This is a genomic window from Streptomyces sp. NPDC007025 (genome assembly GCF_042869455.1).
Classification (GTDB): Bacteria; Actinomycetota; Actinomycetes; order Streptomycetales; family Streptomycetaceae; genus Streptomyces.
In genome coordinates, this window is the sequence record NZ_JBIAFT010000015.1 from 1 (window position 1) to 13405 (window position 13405).

The 13405-nt window shown below is 70.5% G+C and carries 14 protein-coding genes and 1 pseudogene; 3 read left to right on the forward strand and 12 right to left on the reverse strand.

Annotated features, from left to right (window positions below; genetic code table 11):
- Positions 1-694: 694 nt before the first annotated feature.
- From ACFYMO_RS26215 to ACFYMO_RS26230, 4 genes and pseudogenes are all read right to left on the reverse strand, one after another.
- Positions 695-850 (reverse strand): hypothetical protein, encoded by a 156-nt coding sequence (locus ACFYMO_RS26215; RefSeq protein WP_366772565.1) that lies wholly within the window; start codon positions 848-850, stop codon positions 695-697.
- Positions 851-873: 23 nt separating this feature from the next.
- Positions 874-1161 (reverse strand): hypothetical protein, encoded by a 288-nt coding sequence (locus tag ACFYMO_RS26220; RefSeq protein WP_366772564.1) that lies wholly within the window; start codon positions 1159-1161, stop codon positions 874-876.
- Between the two features lie 66 nt (positions 1162-1227).
- Positions 1228-1647, reverse strand: a pseudogene (locus ACFYMO_RS26225) (IS1380 family transposase); the annotation flags it as partial.
- Positions 1648-1973: 326 nt separating this feature from the next.
- Complete coding sequence (locus tag ACFYMO_RS26230) at positions 1974-2912, reverse strand: MBL fold metallo-hydrolase (RefSeq protein WP_388549611.1); 939 nt, start codon at positions 2910-2912, stop codon at positions 1974-1976.
- Between the two features lie 104 nt (positions 2913-3016).
- Here ACFYMO_RS26230 and ACFYMO_RS26235 point away from each other — a divergent pair, with 104 nt between their 5' ends.
- The gene (locus ACFYMO_RS26235) at positions 3017-3955 is read left to right on the forward strand and encodes an AraC family transcriptional regulator (protein ID WP_366772563.1); all 939 of its coding nucleotides are present in this window, start codon (positions 3017-3019) and stop codon (positions 3953-3955) included.
- Between the two features lie 299 nt (positions 3956-4254).
- On the opposite strand, the gene ACFYMO_RS26240 is transcribed toward ACFYMO_RS26235, so the two are convergent.
- From ACFYMO_RS26240 to ACFYMO_RS26260, 5 genes are all read right to left on the reverse strand, one after another.
- Complete coding sequence (locus ACFYMO_RS26240) at positions 4255-4869, reverse strand: TetR/AcrR family transcriptional regulator (RefSeq protein ID WP_366772562.1); 615 nt, start codon at positions 4867-4869, stop codon at positions 4255-4257.
- Positions 4869-5720 (reverse strand): oxidoreductase, encoded by an 852-nt coding sequence (locus ACFYMO_RS26245; protein ID WP_366772561.1) that lies wholly within the window; start codon positions 5718-5720, stop codon positions 4869-4871. The genes ACFYMO_RS26240 and ACFYMO_RS26245 overlap by 1 nt, the downstream gene beginning before the upstream one ends.
- A 668-nt stretch (positions 5721-6388) precedes the next feature.
- A complete protein-coding gene (locus tag ACFYMO_RS26250) occupies positions 6389-7438 on the reverse strand; it encodes a hypothetical protein (RefSeq protein WP_388549409.1) in 1050 nt (349 codons plus the stop codon).
- Positions 7439-8052: 614 nt separating this feature from the next.
- Positions 8053-8853 carry an alpha/beta hydrolase gene (locus tag ACFYMO_RS26255; protein ID WP_366772539.1) on the reverse strand — a complete coding sequence of 267 codons (801 nt, stop codon included), beginning with the start codon at positions 8851-8853 and terminating at the stop codon, positions 8053-8055.
- A 94-nt stretch (positions 8854-8947) separates the two neighbouring features.
- Complete coding sequence (locus tag ACFYMO_RS26260; RefSeq protein WP_366772538.1) at positions 8948-10036, reverse strand: NADH:flavin oxidoreductase/NADH oxidase; 1089 nt, start codon at positions 10034-10036, stop codon at positions 8948-8950.
- A 122-nt stretch (positions 10037-10158) separates the two neighbouring features.
- Here ACFYMO_RS26260 and ACFYMO_RS26265 point away from each other — a divergent pair, with 122 nt between their 5' ends.
- Positions 10159-10731 (forward strand): TetR/AcrR family transcriptional regulator, encoded by a 573-nt coding sequence (locus ACFYMO_RS26265; protein ID WP_388549413.1) that lies wholly within the window; start codon positions 10159-10161, stop codon positions 10729-10731.
- A 77-nt stretch (positions 10732-10808) separates the two neighbouring features.
- Here ACFYMO_RS26265 and ACFYMO_RS26270 read toward each other — a convergent pair whose 3' ends face one another.
- Both ACFYMO_RS26270 and ACFYMO_RS26275 read right to left on the reverse strand, forming a co-directional pair.
- Entirely contained in the window at positions 10809-11597 is a 789-nt protein-coding gene (locus ACFYMO_RS26270; RefSeq protein ID WP_388549614.1) for an amino acid permease, read from the reverse strand.
- Entirely contained in the window at positions 11489-12079 is a 591-nt protein-coding gene (locus tag ACFYMO_RS26275) for an amino acid permease (RefSeq protein ID WP_366772536.1), read from the reverse strand. Before ACFYMO_RS26275 ends, ACFYMO_RS26270 begins: the two co-directional genes overlap by 109 nt.
- Before the next feature lie 105 nt (positions 12080-12184).
- Between ACFYMO_RS26275 and ACFYMO_RS26280 the strand changes: the two genes are divergently transcribed.
- Positions 12185-12673, forward strand: coding sequence for an Lrp/AsnC family transcriptional regulator (locus ACFYMO_RS26280; protein WP_366772535.1), 489 nt, complete (start codon positions 12185-12187; stop codon positions 12671-12673).
- Between the two features lie 58 nt (positions 12674-12731).
- Here ACFYMO_RS26280 and ACFYMO_RS26285 read toward each other — a convergent pair whose 3' ends face one another.
- Entirely contained in the window at positions 12732-13376 is a 645-nt protein-coding gene (locus tag ACFYMO_RS26285; RefSeq protein ID WP_366772534.1) for a dihydrofolate reductase family protein, read from the reverse strand.
- Positions 13377-13405: the final 29 nt, after the last annotated feature.

Here is a 13405-nt window from a genome sequence, read left to right on the forward strand (position 1 = left end):
AGTACCGACCCCGGCTCATCGACGGCTGCCTCGCCGAGACCGGTCTCGCCATCAGCCCCTGACCGGAGGCGACACCACGAGTTCAACCTCAGTAGACAGGTGCATGCAATATCACTCGTTCGAGTCATTGCCCAGCGGGAGCTGCTAGATACTTCCGATAATAGAATTCTCTCTCCATGGGCACCAGAGCCGTGGCGGCAGCACGTCAAACACGTCGGAAACAGATGTGGAGAGAATTTCGATCAACGGCCGAGGACTCGCGCCGACAACGCTGCGATCCACGGACGGAAGGGACCGGGCACCTGGCAGGCAAATACGGGAGCACGACGCGTCGTGTGGGCTCGCGGTGCCCCGAGCCCGGGCAGATGTAATTCCCCTCCCCCGAGAGGAACGCTGTCGCTTCAGGGAGAGATCCGAGTCCGCGGGGGTCCTCATGTGTCGACCAGTGCCGTATACGCGGCCGTGCTCGATGTGATGCGGACCGCCGGCGGGCAGCTGACTCAGCTTCCGCCCGATCAGCGGGCCCTGAACAGGCTCGCGTCACAAGCCGTTACGGAGGGGCGCGAGCGTGTCACGCGGACGTGGCCGGGATCAGGGTATCCGTCTCGAGGTCTGCCGGAATCACGCCGCGGTCATGTCGGGAATTCCTGCGCCCGGACATCCCTGCCCGGGAACTGCCGGGTCCGGCCACCGGTTACTGATTCACCGCGACGATGGTCCCGCCGCCGTTGCGCGCCCTGGCTGCTTCGGCCTCGCGGCGGGTAGGGTAGTCGCGTGCGACGCCGTTTGGCAGGATCAGCCGGTAGACGGTCACGGTCCGGCGGGCGCGCCCGCCGCAGTTGCATCCCATGACGTTCCTCCTTTTCGAGCGCCTCAGTCGAGCCAGGTAGCCGCCAGGCCGACGAGGTAGGACAACGTCAGCGTCATGGTGATGGCCTGGAAACCGATGGTGCCGCCGATCAGATAGGCGAGTGGGACGATGGACGCGGAGGTCCAGACGCCGGCGCACCAACCGCAGGTGACCAAGTAAGAGATCTTCGATTCGTCTCCGAACCGGTCGGCCACCCATGAGCGGAATCCCGCAGCCAGCTCGTCCTTGGTTATGAATCTGGTAATACGACAAACAGCACCTAGCGTCAACAGAAACACCACCGCGTCCATACGTTCACCGTAAATACCTTTCCCTGAAAGGGAATACCCTCATGCGGATATTCCACCCTTCGCGTCGACCTTGTTCCGCGCAGTCTCGTACAGGGTCAGGTTGCGCAGGCCGGGGGAGCAAGCGGCTCTGATGCGGTCCTCCGGCCTGGCCCGGTGACGGATCTCGAGTCCGGCGGTCGGATGGTCGGCGGCGCCGGTGGCAAAGCACGTGACCCGCATGCCGTCCGCACGTGATCCTCAACTGCACCCCGGGAAGGAGACGTTCCTTTCGGACGATCAGCCGCATGCCCGTGGGGCAGCCGGTCAGGATGTCGCCGGCCAACTCCCCGGCCCAGGCCCCGTCCCGGACCTGCCACCAGTCTCGACGGCGGGAGTCCAGGCAGCCGATGCGGGGATCTTCAGCACATGCTGGTGAATCTGCTCGGTGATCAACATGCCGACCGAGTAGGACAGCCGGCGCCCGCGCTTCGCGAGCCAGGCCACGCACTCATGCCGGTCGACGGACTGGATGTGTCGCACTCGCTGGGAACTGCCGCACGAATAGATACTCCGGGACCGCGCCGCTACGCCAGTGCCACGCTCAACGCTGACCAACGCGCCCCCTCCGGCACCGCCCGTCGAAAACAGCTCTCCCAACACCTCGGGCACCCTCCGCACCTCCGGGCAGAGGAGCGAGTCGTTCCGAGCCGGACGCCGGGGCGCCCGGCTCGGCCCGTGGGATCCGGGCTGACGCAGGTGGCGACGGTCGCACCGGCCGCGGAGGCGTCGAGGGTTTCCAAGTACGGCCCAACGGTGAGCGGATGGGTCGCGGCTCACTCGAAGGCGGGTGCATTCTCCTTCCGACTGGCTGTTGCCCAGGGGCCGAGAGCGAATCTGTCACCGTCCCGTCGTACTTCGAGGGACCCTGCGCCACCGAAGTGCGCGGGAACGAGTAGTTCCCGTTCGTCAGCAGCCCGCCCGAGAATCCGACGGCGGCTGGCCACGGCTTGTTCCGGGGCCAGGCAGGCGCTGCTGTTGCAGCAGGGGTGCAGGATCTGCACCGGGCTGTGCAGCAGATCTCCGACGAAGACCGCCCGGTCGCTGCCGGACGCGAGGCGCAGCACGGACGAGCCGGGAGTGTGGCCGGGCGCGGACTCCAGGGTGAGGTGTTCGTCGATGCGGTGGAGGCCGTCCCACAGCACGCTCTGTCCGGCCTGGTGGATGGGCGCGACGCTGTCTTCGTAGATCAGGCGATCGACGGCCTGCGCGGCGTTCCCGTACGCATTGTCCGGGCCGTAGTGGAAGTCGTCGGCGGCCGGAATGAGGTATTGGGCGTTGGGGAACGCCGGTGTCCACTGTCCGTCCCGGTCGACGGTGTTCCAGCCGACGTGGTCGACGTGGAGGTGGGTGTTGACGACGACATCGACGTCCTGCGGGCGGATTCCGGCCCTCGCCAGGAGGTCGAGGAACTCACTCCGGGAGTGGTGGAACGGCCCCATGCCGGGTCGCTCGCGCCCGTTCCCCGCTCCGGTGTCGACCAGAACGGTCCTGCCCGCGCTGCGCAGTACCCAGCTTTGCAAAGCGAGCACCACCAAGTCGCCGTCCGGCTCCCAGTGGTCCGGTGCCAGCCAGCCCGCGTTGTTCTCCCACACATCGGGCGCAGCTCCCGGAAACATGCCGGAGGCAGGCAGGAACGGCTCGTACCACTCGACGATCCGGATGACCTCGACATCCCCCAGCACCATGCGCTGCACACTCTCGTTCTCCTTCATCACGCGTTCGACCTTAGGAAAAGTCGGACGAGCGCCTCAATACGCAATCGGCTCAGAAAAATACGAATCCCCCTCACTCTCTATACGACAGATACCTTGGACGAATGGATGTGGTGAGCGATGCGATCTCTGCCGTGCACCTCGGGCACCCCTGGTCCCACCGGCTGCGGACAAGCGGGAACTGGTGCGCGCAGCTGGACCCGTACGACGGCGCGGGCTTCTACGTCGTCCTCAAGGGCCACTGCCGGCTCCTGACCGACAGCAGCGCCCCCACGCCTCTCGGCGTGGGGGACGCAGTGCTGCTGCCCCATGGCACAGGCCACGTGATCGCCGATTTCCCGGTCGATGCGGCGGTCGCGAAGAAGAAGGCGGTGCCGTTCGAGCAATCGCTTGTGGAGACAGAGCACCGAACCCGGCCCGCTCGCTACGAGACGGACATCCTCTGCGGCAAGTACTGGCTCGACTGCAGCCGCATGCACCCGCTCATGGCAGAACTGCCCGAGGTCGTCCACCTTCCCAGCCGCGTAGGCGACCATCTCGAACTCCGTGCCGCCATCGAGCTGCTCGCCGGTGAGCTGGACGAGATACGGCCCGGCTCCTGCGTCGCGCTCCCGAGCCTGCTCGACCTCCTCCTCGTCTACATGATCCGCGCCTGGATGACCGAGACCACCAGCGGAGCCTGGCCCCGCGTGCTGGGCGACCCGGTGACGGCCGCCGCCCTGCGGGCGCTGCATTCGGACCCGGCCGCGCCATGGAGCAACGACCTTCTGGCGGCGGAGGCGGGCGTCTCCCGTCCCACCCTGGCGCGCCGGTTCACCAGCCTGGTCGGCCGCCCTCCGATGGCGTACCTCACCTGGTGGCGCGTGATCCGCGCCGCCGCCCTGCTCCGCGACACCCGCGACACCCTGGCCACCATCGCCGGCCGGGTCGGTTACGGCAGTCCGTACGCGCTTTCACATGCCTTCCAACGCGAGTTCGGCACCACACCGGGGCGGTACCGGACGCAGACCGCGGGGCGGTCCGCCGGGGCCGAAGCAAACTGACAGCGAAACTCGGTCAGGCGCGACGCCCGCAGCCACAGCGGAATGACATCCGCCAAGGCCCTCGGCAGGACTCGCCACGCACAACACGACGAGCCGGAAGGCGGTGGTATCCGGAATGCCCTCCCCCGCGTGGTCAGCAGACTGTAGTGGAACGTGTCCGGGGTGCCGCAGGCGCTGTCACGGCACGTTGCCCGGCGGTGACGACGACGGCGTCCGCGGGCAGTACGTGCTGCCCGCGCTCCTGTCGGCACGGTCGGCCCCGAATCCGGTTGCATTCCGCGCTGTCCGCACCGAGCGTCTCAGGGGGCCAGACCGGCGCTGATCAGCCAGATGTGTTCACAGGTGGCGGATGCCTCTTGCAGCTCCTCGCGGGACTCTTGCGAAGCGTGGTAGAACGTTCGCTCGATCATCCAGCACAGGGCACGTGCCATCGCCGATGCCTGTTCCGGTCCCGGGCCGGCCTGGACTCCGGCTCGTTCCAGGACGGCGGTGATGGCCGCCATGAACAGATCAGCCGTGCGGTTCCACAGTTCGCCGATCTCCGGGACGGTCAACGACAGGTCGATCGCCGTACGCATGACCAGCCCGTGTGCGTTCCACAGCTCGACGGTGCGCTGCATGGCCGCGGTGATGGCCGCGCGCGGCTCGTCGGTCTGCGCAGCCACCCGGGACCGCTCCCACAGGTGCTCGACCGTGCGGGCCACGAGTGCCGCGACCACTTCTTGCTTGGAGCCGAAGTAGAAGTACAGGGCACCGCGAGTGATGCCGGCGCCCTGGGCGATGTCGCCGACGGTCGTGGAGTCGTAGCCCTTTTGCGCCAGCAGAGCCTCGCACGTGTCGAGGATGGCACGCTCCCGGACATCGCCCTTGCGTTCGGCAGAGCGGCGGCTCTGCGCCGAGTGGTGACCGGGCATCAGAGCTGGGCGCCTTCGGCGAAGTCGGTGGTACGGGAGAGCGTCTCCCATGCGCGGATGTCCTCGTCGACGGCCGTGCGCGCGGCGGTGACCAGTCGCAGTGCGTCCGAGCCCAGGACGAGGTGCGCCGGTGGCTGCTCGACCGAGGTGATGTGCACGACGGCGTCCCCGGCCTTGGCCGGATTGCCCAACTGGTTCCCGCTGGCCTTCTGCCGCGCTTCCCTGATGGGGGTGAACAGTTCGTCGTAGTCGTCGATGGACTGCGCGGCGCGTGTCATGGACCGTCCGGCCCAGTCGGTGCGGAACGAGCCGGGTTCGATCGCCGTCACGTGGATCCCGAACTGCGCGACCTCCTTGCCCAGCGCCTCCAGAACACCTTCCAGGGCGAACTTGCTGCCGCAGTAGGCAGACATTCCGGGTACGGCCATGAGTCCGCCCATGGAGGTGACGGCCAGCAGGTGTCCCCGGCGGCGCCGTCGCATAGCGGGCAGCGCCGCCTGAAGGGTGGCCATCGCCCCGAATACATTGACCTCGAACTGCCGTCGCACCTCGTCCAGCGGGGTTTCCTCGAAGGTGCCCTCCAGGCCGTACCCGGCGTTGGCGATGACGACATCCAGCGGGCCGACGTTCTGCTCCACTTCCGCGACCAGACCGGAGACGGCGTCGCCGTCGGTCACGTCCACTATCCGGCCGTGCGCGTGTCCGGGTGCGAGATCTTCGAAGACTCGCAGGTCCTTCGCTGTACGGGTGGTGCCGACGACGGTGTGCCCGGCGGCCAGGGCGGCTTGGGCGAAGGCACGTCCGAGGCCCGCGCTGACTCCGGTGACGAGCCAGTTCCGCTTCTTCTCCATTGCGTGTTCCTCCAACAGGGTCCGACAGGGAGCTGAGGCTCCTCCACATGAAAAGTCTACACGGTGTCGATTTCTATCGTCGGAGTGTAGATTCCTCTGCGCTCCACGGCGCAACGAGAGCGGGTCGGCCGCTCGGCGAGGGCGGGCGTCCGCCGATGGGGAAGCGGGCCGGGAAGCCGGGCGGACCGGACGGGCGGGAGCCCCGCCGGGGCCGGCACCCGCCGGGCGCGTGCGCGCGTTCCCGGCCGGTGCGGTGCAGGCGGGCCGTTGCGCGGAACCCGGTAGTGATCGTCGAGCGGATCGGCGCTGCCACACCGCGGAGAGCCCGACCGGCAGGCACGGTCCGGGGGCCCGCACCGGGATCGAGCGTGGTGACGGCGCGCGACGCACGCGCCGAGGCGCCCCGCACCTCAAGGGGTGCGGGGCGCCCGTGATGGTGCCCCGTGGGGCGGGCGTCGCCACGGAAAGGCCCTCACCTCGCTTCCCGCAGCGCGGCGACGGGAAAGGGTGGATCATCCGGCGTCCTTCGGACGGCGGGCAGCAGCAGCCGGACGGGGCCGGGGAGCGCCGGGATACGGGGCGGGCGAGGGTGGGGCGGAGGGTCCGGGTCCGGCCGGGCCGGTCGTTAGGTCCGGGCCGGTCCCGGTCCCCGCCCTGTGGCCTCGGGATCAGCCCTCCGGCGGGAAGCGGAGCACCGCGCCGACGCCGTCCGGCAAGCCCGTGCCCGGCTGTACGACGGCCACCGAGGCACCGGTCTGCGCTCCGGTCTTCAGCAGGAGTGCCTCGCGCTTGGCGTCCGTGCCCTGTTCGAGGAGCAGGGTGTCGACGGCACCGTTCTCGGCGGCCTTCATCACCTCCGGGTCGCCCTTGGCCGCGAGCCGGTTCGCACCGGCTTGCTCCAGACGGGCGGCGTGCCCGGCCTCCGCCTCGGTGGAGTGCTGTGCGGCGATCCGCAGCACCTCGTCGAGGAGGGCGGCCTCGGCACCGGAGTCACCGCGTCCGCCGCGGTCCGTCTCCTCCAGCACCCCGGCGAAGTCACCGGAGAGCTGTTCGCGAACGGCTGTGCGGCCTTGCACCTCGCCGGCCAGGACGAGGATGTCCGGGCGGAACTCGGCGACAGCCGCGCCGACGGCCGCCGAGATGTCCTTGGCGTTCTGCCGCACGGCCTCATCCGCGCGGCGCTGGATCCGCCGGTGTGCGAGCGCGCCCTCCCGCACGTGGTGCGGGCTCTCGACGGCACCGCCCCGCACCTCCGCACGGGCCACCTCGTCCGGCTCGTGTTCGGCTGCGACGACCAGCCGCCGCAACTCGGCGTCCTCCTGGCCGGTGACGACCAGCAGCACCCGCACGGCCTGCGCCGCTTCCCGCACATGCGCGCCGAGCTCCGGAAGCACGCCCGCGTACGCCGTGTCGCCGCCCCCGAGGGCCGCGTCCCACGGCTGGTCGAGGACGACGCCCTCGCCCGCCGCGGCCACCAGGACCCGGCCGTTCGTCTGGGCTTCGCCGAACTGGGCCGACTCCAGCGCCGCCTCCAGGGCGTCCAGAGCCGAGGCGTCGGCGTGCTCGCTCTCCAGCCGCTCGCGGAGGTTCTGCCAGCGGAGACGCACCTGCTTCTCCGCATCCTCACCCGGAGCACGGCCCTCCAGGTAGACCGTCACGAACGGCCCTTCGTGCGCGTATACGGACTTCAGCTCGTCGAGTTCCATGACGTGCCCCACTACAGTCTCCGTCGGTCGGTCGGTGTGTCTGGCGGGACGGGTGTTCCCCGTCTGACGTCGGCAGCTTCATGAGCTGCCGCCCGGCCTCCCTGTGTACCCTGCGAGCGCTGTGTAAACGTGCTGGTGAGGAGCGAGCTTCCGGGCTCCTCCACGCTCCGGGTCCGGAGGGCGATCTGGAGGATCGCGGAGTCCTGAACTGGATCCGGATCGGCCCCTCGCCCTGGACTTCGGAGAGCACCGCTTCGTCGTTCCGCTGGACCCCGACCCGAGCGGTGGCCCCGAGGCGGCCCACATGGTCGGCGTCGACGAGAGCGGCCGGACCTCTGTCCTCGGGGGATGTGGATCTGGTAGCGAGGGCGCGCCCCTGACCCGGGCGGCGGCGAAGCAGAACGCCCCGGGGACACGTCGTCGGCGACGAGCCGGTGGATGCCGAAGGTGAAGCGGTCGCGCCCACCTCCGGGGCCCGGACGATGGCCGCTCCGGCTGGCTCCCTCAGCTCCTCGGGAACGGGCGGGCCGGGTGGCGCTGCCGTGCCCGCCCGCTTCAGCAGCCGTCGGCCAACGGGGTCGGTGTGGCGCCCGGTTCGTGCGCCGGGCCGGTTCGGCGAGTTCGGCCTACCGGGTGGCGAACTCGGTGAGGAGCCGGGCGGTGGCCTCGGGGGACTCGGCGGGGAAGTGGTGGGTTCCCAGGTCGACGAGGACGAACTCGAGGCGGCCTTGGTACCGGTCGATGGCTTCCTGGCTGGTCAGGGCGCGTATCGCGAACACGGTGATCGGCTGCCTGGTCTCGCGCAGCGCCGCGTCCATGTCCCAGGACACCAGCCCCTCGATGGAACGCAGTCCCGCCGGCTGCCGCACCCTCGACATCTTCGCCGTGTAGGTCTCGGTCAGTGCGGGGTCGGCGCCTTGCGGTGTCCCTCCCGCGACCAAGCCCCGGACCGCCGCGGGGAAGTCCTCGCGGAACGCCCGCAGCACCTTCCGCGCCCGGGCCTCTTCCTGGGCGGGGAACAGCGCCAGGTAGTGCAGCGCGTCCAGCGCGACCACGCGCGAGACCCGCTCCGGGAGTATCCGCCCGACCTCGACGGCGACGGCTCCGCCCATCGAGTGCCCGGCGACCACGGCCGAGCCGACCGATTCGGCCTCCAGGACGGCCACCACGTCGCGGGCGAACTCCTCGATCGTCCAGACCGCCCGGGTGGACCGCGACTCGCCGTGTTCGGCCAGGTCCACCGCCAGCACCCGGCAGTCGTCGGGCAGATGCCGGGTGAGTGCGTCGAAGTCGCCGCGGTCGCACGCCCAGCCATGGACGAGCACCAGCGCCGGCCCGTCGGCCGGACCGCTCGCCGTGTACCGGATCGTCGTGTCTCCCCCACGCCGGACCTCGCGGTGCGCGGCGGCCCTGTACACATCCGTCATCTCACGTCTCCTTCGTCAATTTGACTGTCGTCGCTGTCGTCGCTGTCGTCGCTGTCACGGTCGCAGTCGTCTCTGCGGTCGGCGGGCTGCGGTGTCACAGCGCGCGTCGGTACTGGGGCGGCCAGGCAGCCGGGCCGGTGGCCGGGGCGCGCAGGGCGAAGTAGGGGTCGCGGAGCAGCGCGCGCCCGATCATCACCGCGTCCGCCCGGCCGCTCGCCACGAGGTGGTCGGCCAGGGTCAGATCGTTGATCTGCCCGACCGGGGCGACCGCGAGCCCCGACGCCGTCTTCAGGGTGTCCGCGAACTCGGCGTGGACCGCCTCCCGCACCGGCGCGCGGGCCTCCCGGTCCCGCACCACGAGACCGGAGGAGACATCGAGGAGGTCGATGCCCACGGCCGCCAGTTCCTTGGCGAACGCCGCGGTCTCGTCGAGGGTGAGGCCGCCGGCGATCCAGTCCGTGGCGGTGATGCGGAAGAAGGCGGGCTTCTCCGCCGGGAACGCTTCCCGGACGGCCCGGGCCACGCGAAGCGGCATGCGCATCCGGTTCCGCGGGCTCCCGCCGTATTCGTCCGTGCGCCGGTTGGCGGCCGGAGAGAGGAACTCGTGGAGGAGGTAGCCGTGCGCGCCCTGGATCTCGACGGCCTGATACCCCGCCAGGTCGGCCATCCGGGCTGCCTGCGCGAAGGCCTCCACCGCTTCGTCGATGTCGGCACGGGTCGCTTCCCGGGGAGGACGCAGGTCCCCGAAGGGGGTCGCGGAGGCACCGGTCGTCGCCCAGCCCCCGTCGGCCTCGCTCACCGAGCCGTTCTGCCCCGCGCCCACCCAGGGCAGTTGGTGTGACCCTTTCCGGCCCGCGGCCTGCAACTCGACGGCGGGGACGGTGCCGTGCGCGGCGAGGAATGCGGTCAGACGCCGGTGCGCGGCGGCCTGTTCCTCGTTCCAGAGCCCGAGGTCCGCCGACGTGGTGCGGTGCGAAGGTCCCACGGCGGTGGCTTCGACCATGACCAGACCCACCCCTCCGACCGCTCGGGATCCGTAGTGCACCAGATGCCAGTCGGTCGGCTTCCCGTCCGCCCCCGCGGCGTACTGGGCCATCGGGGACATCCACACGCGGTTGGCGAACGTGACGTCCCGCAACCGCAGCGGACGCAGCACGGAGACCACCGAATCCGGTCCGGACACAGCTGAACCCACCCCCTGAGACATACTCACTTTGCAGCGATGACTGCGTTAATGAATCGAAGGTAGCACAAACGCAGTGATCACTGCATCAAAAAAGCAGTGATCAATGAAATAATGGCCGGATGCCCGTTCCGACATCGCCCTCGCCCCACACCGGCAGCCGCCCCGGCGGCCGCTCCGCCCGTATCCGGGCTGCCGTGCACCGGGCCGTCAGGGAACTGGTCGCCGACGAGGGCGGCGAAGTACTGACGGTCCCCGCGATCGCCGCCCGGGCCGGCGTGCACGCCACGACCGTCTACCGCCGCTGGGGCTCCGTCGCCGACCTGCTCGCCGACGTCGCGGCGAGCCGCTTCTCCGGCGACCTCGTGGTGCCGGACACCGGCAGCCTCCGCGGCGACCTGGAACGCTATGCCTCCGACCTCGCCAAGGACCTCGGCGACCCGGACACCCTCGCCCTGGTACGGGCCACCATCGGCACGGGCGGAGGGCAGGGCGCCGCCGCGTGCAGCGGGGAGCGCAGCCAGACCCTCGATGCCGTCCTCGAACGGGACCGGGCTCGGGGACACCAGCCCCCGACCCTCGAACGCGCCACGGACGCCCTGCTCGCCCCCCTCTACTACCGGGCCGTCTTCACCGGGGCGCCCCTCACCCCGGAATGGACCCGGAGCCTGGTGTCCGACCTGCTGCCGGACTGAGGACTGCTGACCACGGCTGACCACGCCTGACCGCGGCTGAGTCTGCCGGGGGCATGCGGGCCGGTTCGCCGGGGGCGTCAGACGGGTGCCGGCATGGATCGGGGAGTCCGCGACCACGCCATCAGGACCACGGCGAGGGCGACGAGGACGGGCCGGCCCGCGAGCGTCAGGAGCAGGAGCACCACCCCGAAGGCTGTGCCTGCCGCGAGGCGCAGGGCGCCGGTCAGGAGGCGCGCGGCGGAGGCCATGCAGCCCAGATACACGGCCAGGAAGAGAGTGGTGGGCAGACCGACGAGCTGTGCGGTCGTCACGGCTCCGGCGCCGACCAGGCCGAGCAGGAGGGCGCTGACGGCGGCGATGGCCACCACGATGCGCACCGATCCGTGCCGCTCCTGCCGGACCGCGCGGCTCTTCCCGGACAGTGTGCTGGGCCCTCTCCCCGGGTCGCGTACCAGCGCCGCGGCCATGGAGGCGGCTCCCGTCAGGTAGGCGTTGGTCGCGGCCAGGGTCAGTGCGATCGCGCACGCGGCGGCCAGCTGCGGGCCCCGGACGCCGATGGCGACGCGCAACAGGTCGGCCAGCGGCACCGCCCCGTCCGTGGCGGGCCCCAGTACTGCGACGGTGGCGCCGGCCATCGCGAGGTAGAGGACCGCGGTGACGGCGAAGGCGACCGCGACAACCCGCGGCAGCTGCCTGCCCGGGTCGCGCAGCCGGACGGTGAGCGGTGCTGCCGCCTCCCACCCCACGAAGGCGAGCATCAGCGGGGAGGCCGCCCCCGCGATTCCGGACCACCCGTGCGGGGTGAACGGCGTCCAGTGGCCGGCGTGCGCCTCGGGGGCCGCACCGGCCACAGCGAGCACCACCAAGGCGACGAGCACGGCCACCAGCGCCAACTGGAGTGAGGTGCCCGTCCGCACGCCGACCAGTCTGACGCCAGGACCAGCACCAGCAGGCACACCGCCGCCGCGAACGCCGCCCGGGTGCCGCCTCCGAGCAGCTCGGCGACATACGCGCCGCCGATGAGGCAGACCACAGGTGCCCCGGTGACGACCCCGGCGAGGAAGCACCAGGCGGCGGCATGCCCGGCACGGGGGCCGAGGCCGGCGGCGGTGTAGCCGGCGGCGCCGACCGTCGAGCCCATCCGGATGCCGAGCCGGCTGAACACGGCGGCGACGAGGCCGGAGAGCACGAGCAGCGCCAGCCAGACCAGCAGGGAAGCGGGCCCGGCCTTCCGGACGGCGAGGCCGGGCAGCAGCAGCATGCTCGGGCCGAGCAGGGCTCCGATGTACAGAGCCGCGGCTCCGGCTGTGGACAGGTGCGCGGGCGGTGCGGACGGCGAGTCGGACATGGAGCGAGCATGGCCCGGTCCGCGCGGCACCCGATGGCGAGTTGCGGCGCCCACAGCCGGTTCTGCGCAATACCGTGCGTCTCGACGCCCCCTATCCTGCACATCATGCCGAGCTCTCCCTACGACCGCATCGATCGTTCGATCCTTGAGCACCTGCAGCGCAACGGACGGATGGCGAACGTCGATCTCGCCGAAGCCGTGCGCCTCTCCCCCTCGTCCTGCCTGCGGCGCACCAAGACGCTGGAGGCCGACGGTGTCATCTCCGGCTACCGCGCCGAACTGGACCGCGACCGCGTCGGCTTGGGGCTGACGGCTTTCGTGGCGCTCACAGTCGAGCAGCACTCCCGGGCGACTTCCCGCTTGATCGAGGAGGCGCTGATCGCGATTCCCGCGGTCGTCGCCTGCCATGTGGTGTCGGGAGAGGCCGACTTCCTCGTCGAGGTGGCCGTCCCGGACCTGGCCGCCTACGAGGTGGTGCTGCTCGGTGAGATCCTCGCGATCGGTCCGGTTCGCGACGCCCGGAGCACCTTCGCCATCCGCACGGTGGTCGACCGCGGCCCGCTGCCGGTGGACCACTGGCCGTCCCGACGTTGACCTGTCCCTCGGAGGTTGAGCCGTCCGGAGACCGACCGGGCGGCTCGGATCCGTCCGCTCAGTCGGCGCCGATGCGATTCCAGAACTGGTGCGTGAGCCCGCTTGCCGAGGTCACCGACTCGACGGTGAAGCGGTCCTCGACTCCGGCGAGCCCGTCCCACATCGAGACCCCGGCGCCGAGGACGACGGGCACGGTGACCAGGTGCAGGAAGTCGATGAGATCGGCTGCCAGGAACTGCCGGACGGTGGTGGGGCCGCCGCCGATCCGGATGTCCCGGTCGCCGGCAAGGTCCTGGGCGTAGGCGAGAGCGTCCTCGGGCGTGGCGTCGAGAAAGTGGAAACTCGTCCCGTTCTCGAAGGAGATGGGGGCACGCCGGTGATGGGTGAGCACCACCACCGGGGTGTGGAAGGGGGGCGCGTCGCCCCACCAGCCTCGCCAGTCCTCGTCGGTCCACTCGCCGGTCTGCGGGCCGAACTTGCCCCGGCCCATGATCTCCGCCCCGATGCCCTGGCCCCAGGTGCTCGTGAGGGCACGGTCGAGGGTGATCGGGGCGTCCACGGCGTCCACACCGTGGATGAACCGTCCGTCGAAGCGCGCGAACAGCGCTCCGGCCTCCCCGATGGGCTTGTCGAGCGTGACCGTCTCGCCTGCGCTGTAGCCGTCGAGTGAGACGTTGAAGTTGTGCACGCGGACCCTGGCCATGCGACCCTCCGAATAGTGCTTGCGAAATG

What these genes read in the sequence shown, in the direction of transcription:
- ACFYMO_RS26230 (WP_388549611.1), bottom strand. Translation starts at nt 2,912, where the DNA reads ATGAAGGAGAACGAGAGTGTGCAGCGCATGGTGCTGGGGGATGTCGAG.
- ACFYMO_RS26280 (WP_366772535.1), top strand. Translation starts at nt 12,185, where the DNA reads ATGCCGAGCTCTCCCTACGACCGCATCGATCGTTCGATCCTTGAGCAC.
- ACFYMO_RS26220 (WP_366772564.1), bottom strand. Translation starts at nt 1,161, where the DNA reads ATGGACGCGGTGGTGTTTCTGTTGACGCTAGGTGCTGTTTGTCGTATT.
- ACFYMO_RS26240 (WP_366772562.1), bottom strand. Translation starts at nt 4,869, where the DNA reads ATGCCCGGTCACCACTCGGCGCAGAGCCGCCGCTCTGCCGAACGCAAG.
- ACFYMO_RS26285 (WP_366772534.1), bottom strand. Translation starts at nt 13,376, where the DNA reads ATGGCCAGGGTCCGCGTGCACAACTTCAACGTCTCACTCGACGGCTAC.
- ACFYMO_RS26235 (WP_366772563.1), top strand. Translation starts at nt 3,017, where the DNA reads ATGGATGTGGTGAGCGATGCGATCTCTGCCGTGCACCTCGGGCACCCC.
- ACFYMO_RS26265 (WP_388549413.1), top strand. Translation starts at nt 10,159, where the DNA reads ATGCCCGTTCCGACATCGCCCTCGCCCCACACCGGCAGCCGCCCCGGC.
- ACFYMO_RS26245 (WP_366772561.1), bottom strand. Translation starts at nt 5,720, where the DNA reads ATGGAGAAGAAGCGGAACTGGCTCGTCACCGGAGTCAGCGCGGGCCTC.
- ACFYMO_RS26275 (WP_366772536.1), bottom strand. Translation starts at nt 12,079, where the DNA reads ATGTCCGACTCGCCGTCCGCACCGCCCGCGCACCTGTCCACAGCCGGA.
- ACFYMO_RS26255 (WP_366772539.1), bottom strand. Translation starts at nt 8,853, where the DNA reads ATGACGGATGTGTACAGGGCCGCCGCGCACCGCGAGGTCCGGCGTGGG.
- ACFYMO_RS26215 (WP_366772565.1), bottom strand. Translation starts at nt 850, where the DNA reads ATGGGATGCAACTGCGGCGGGCGCGCCCGCCGGACCGTGACCGTCTAC.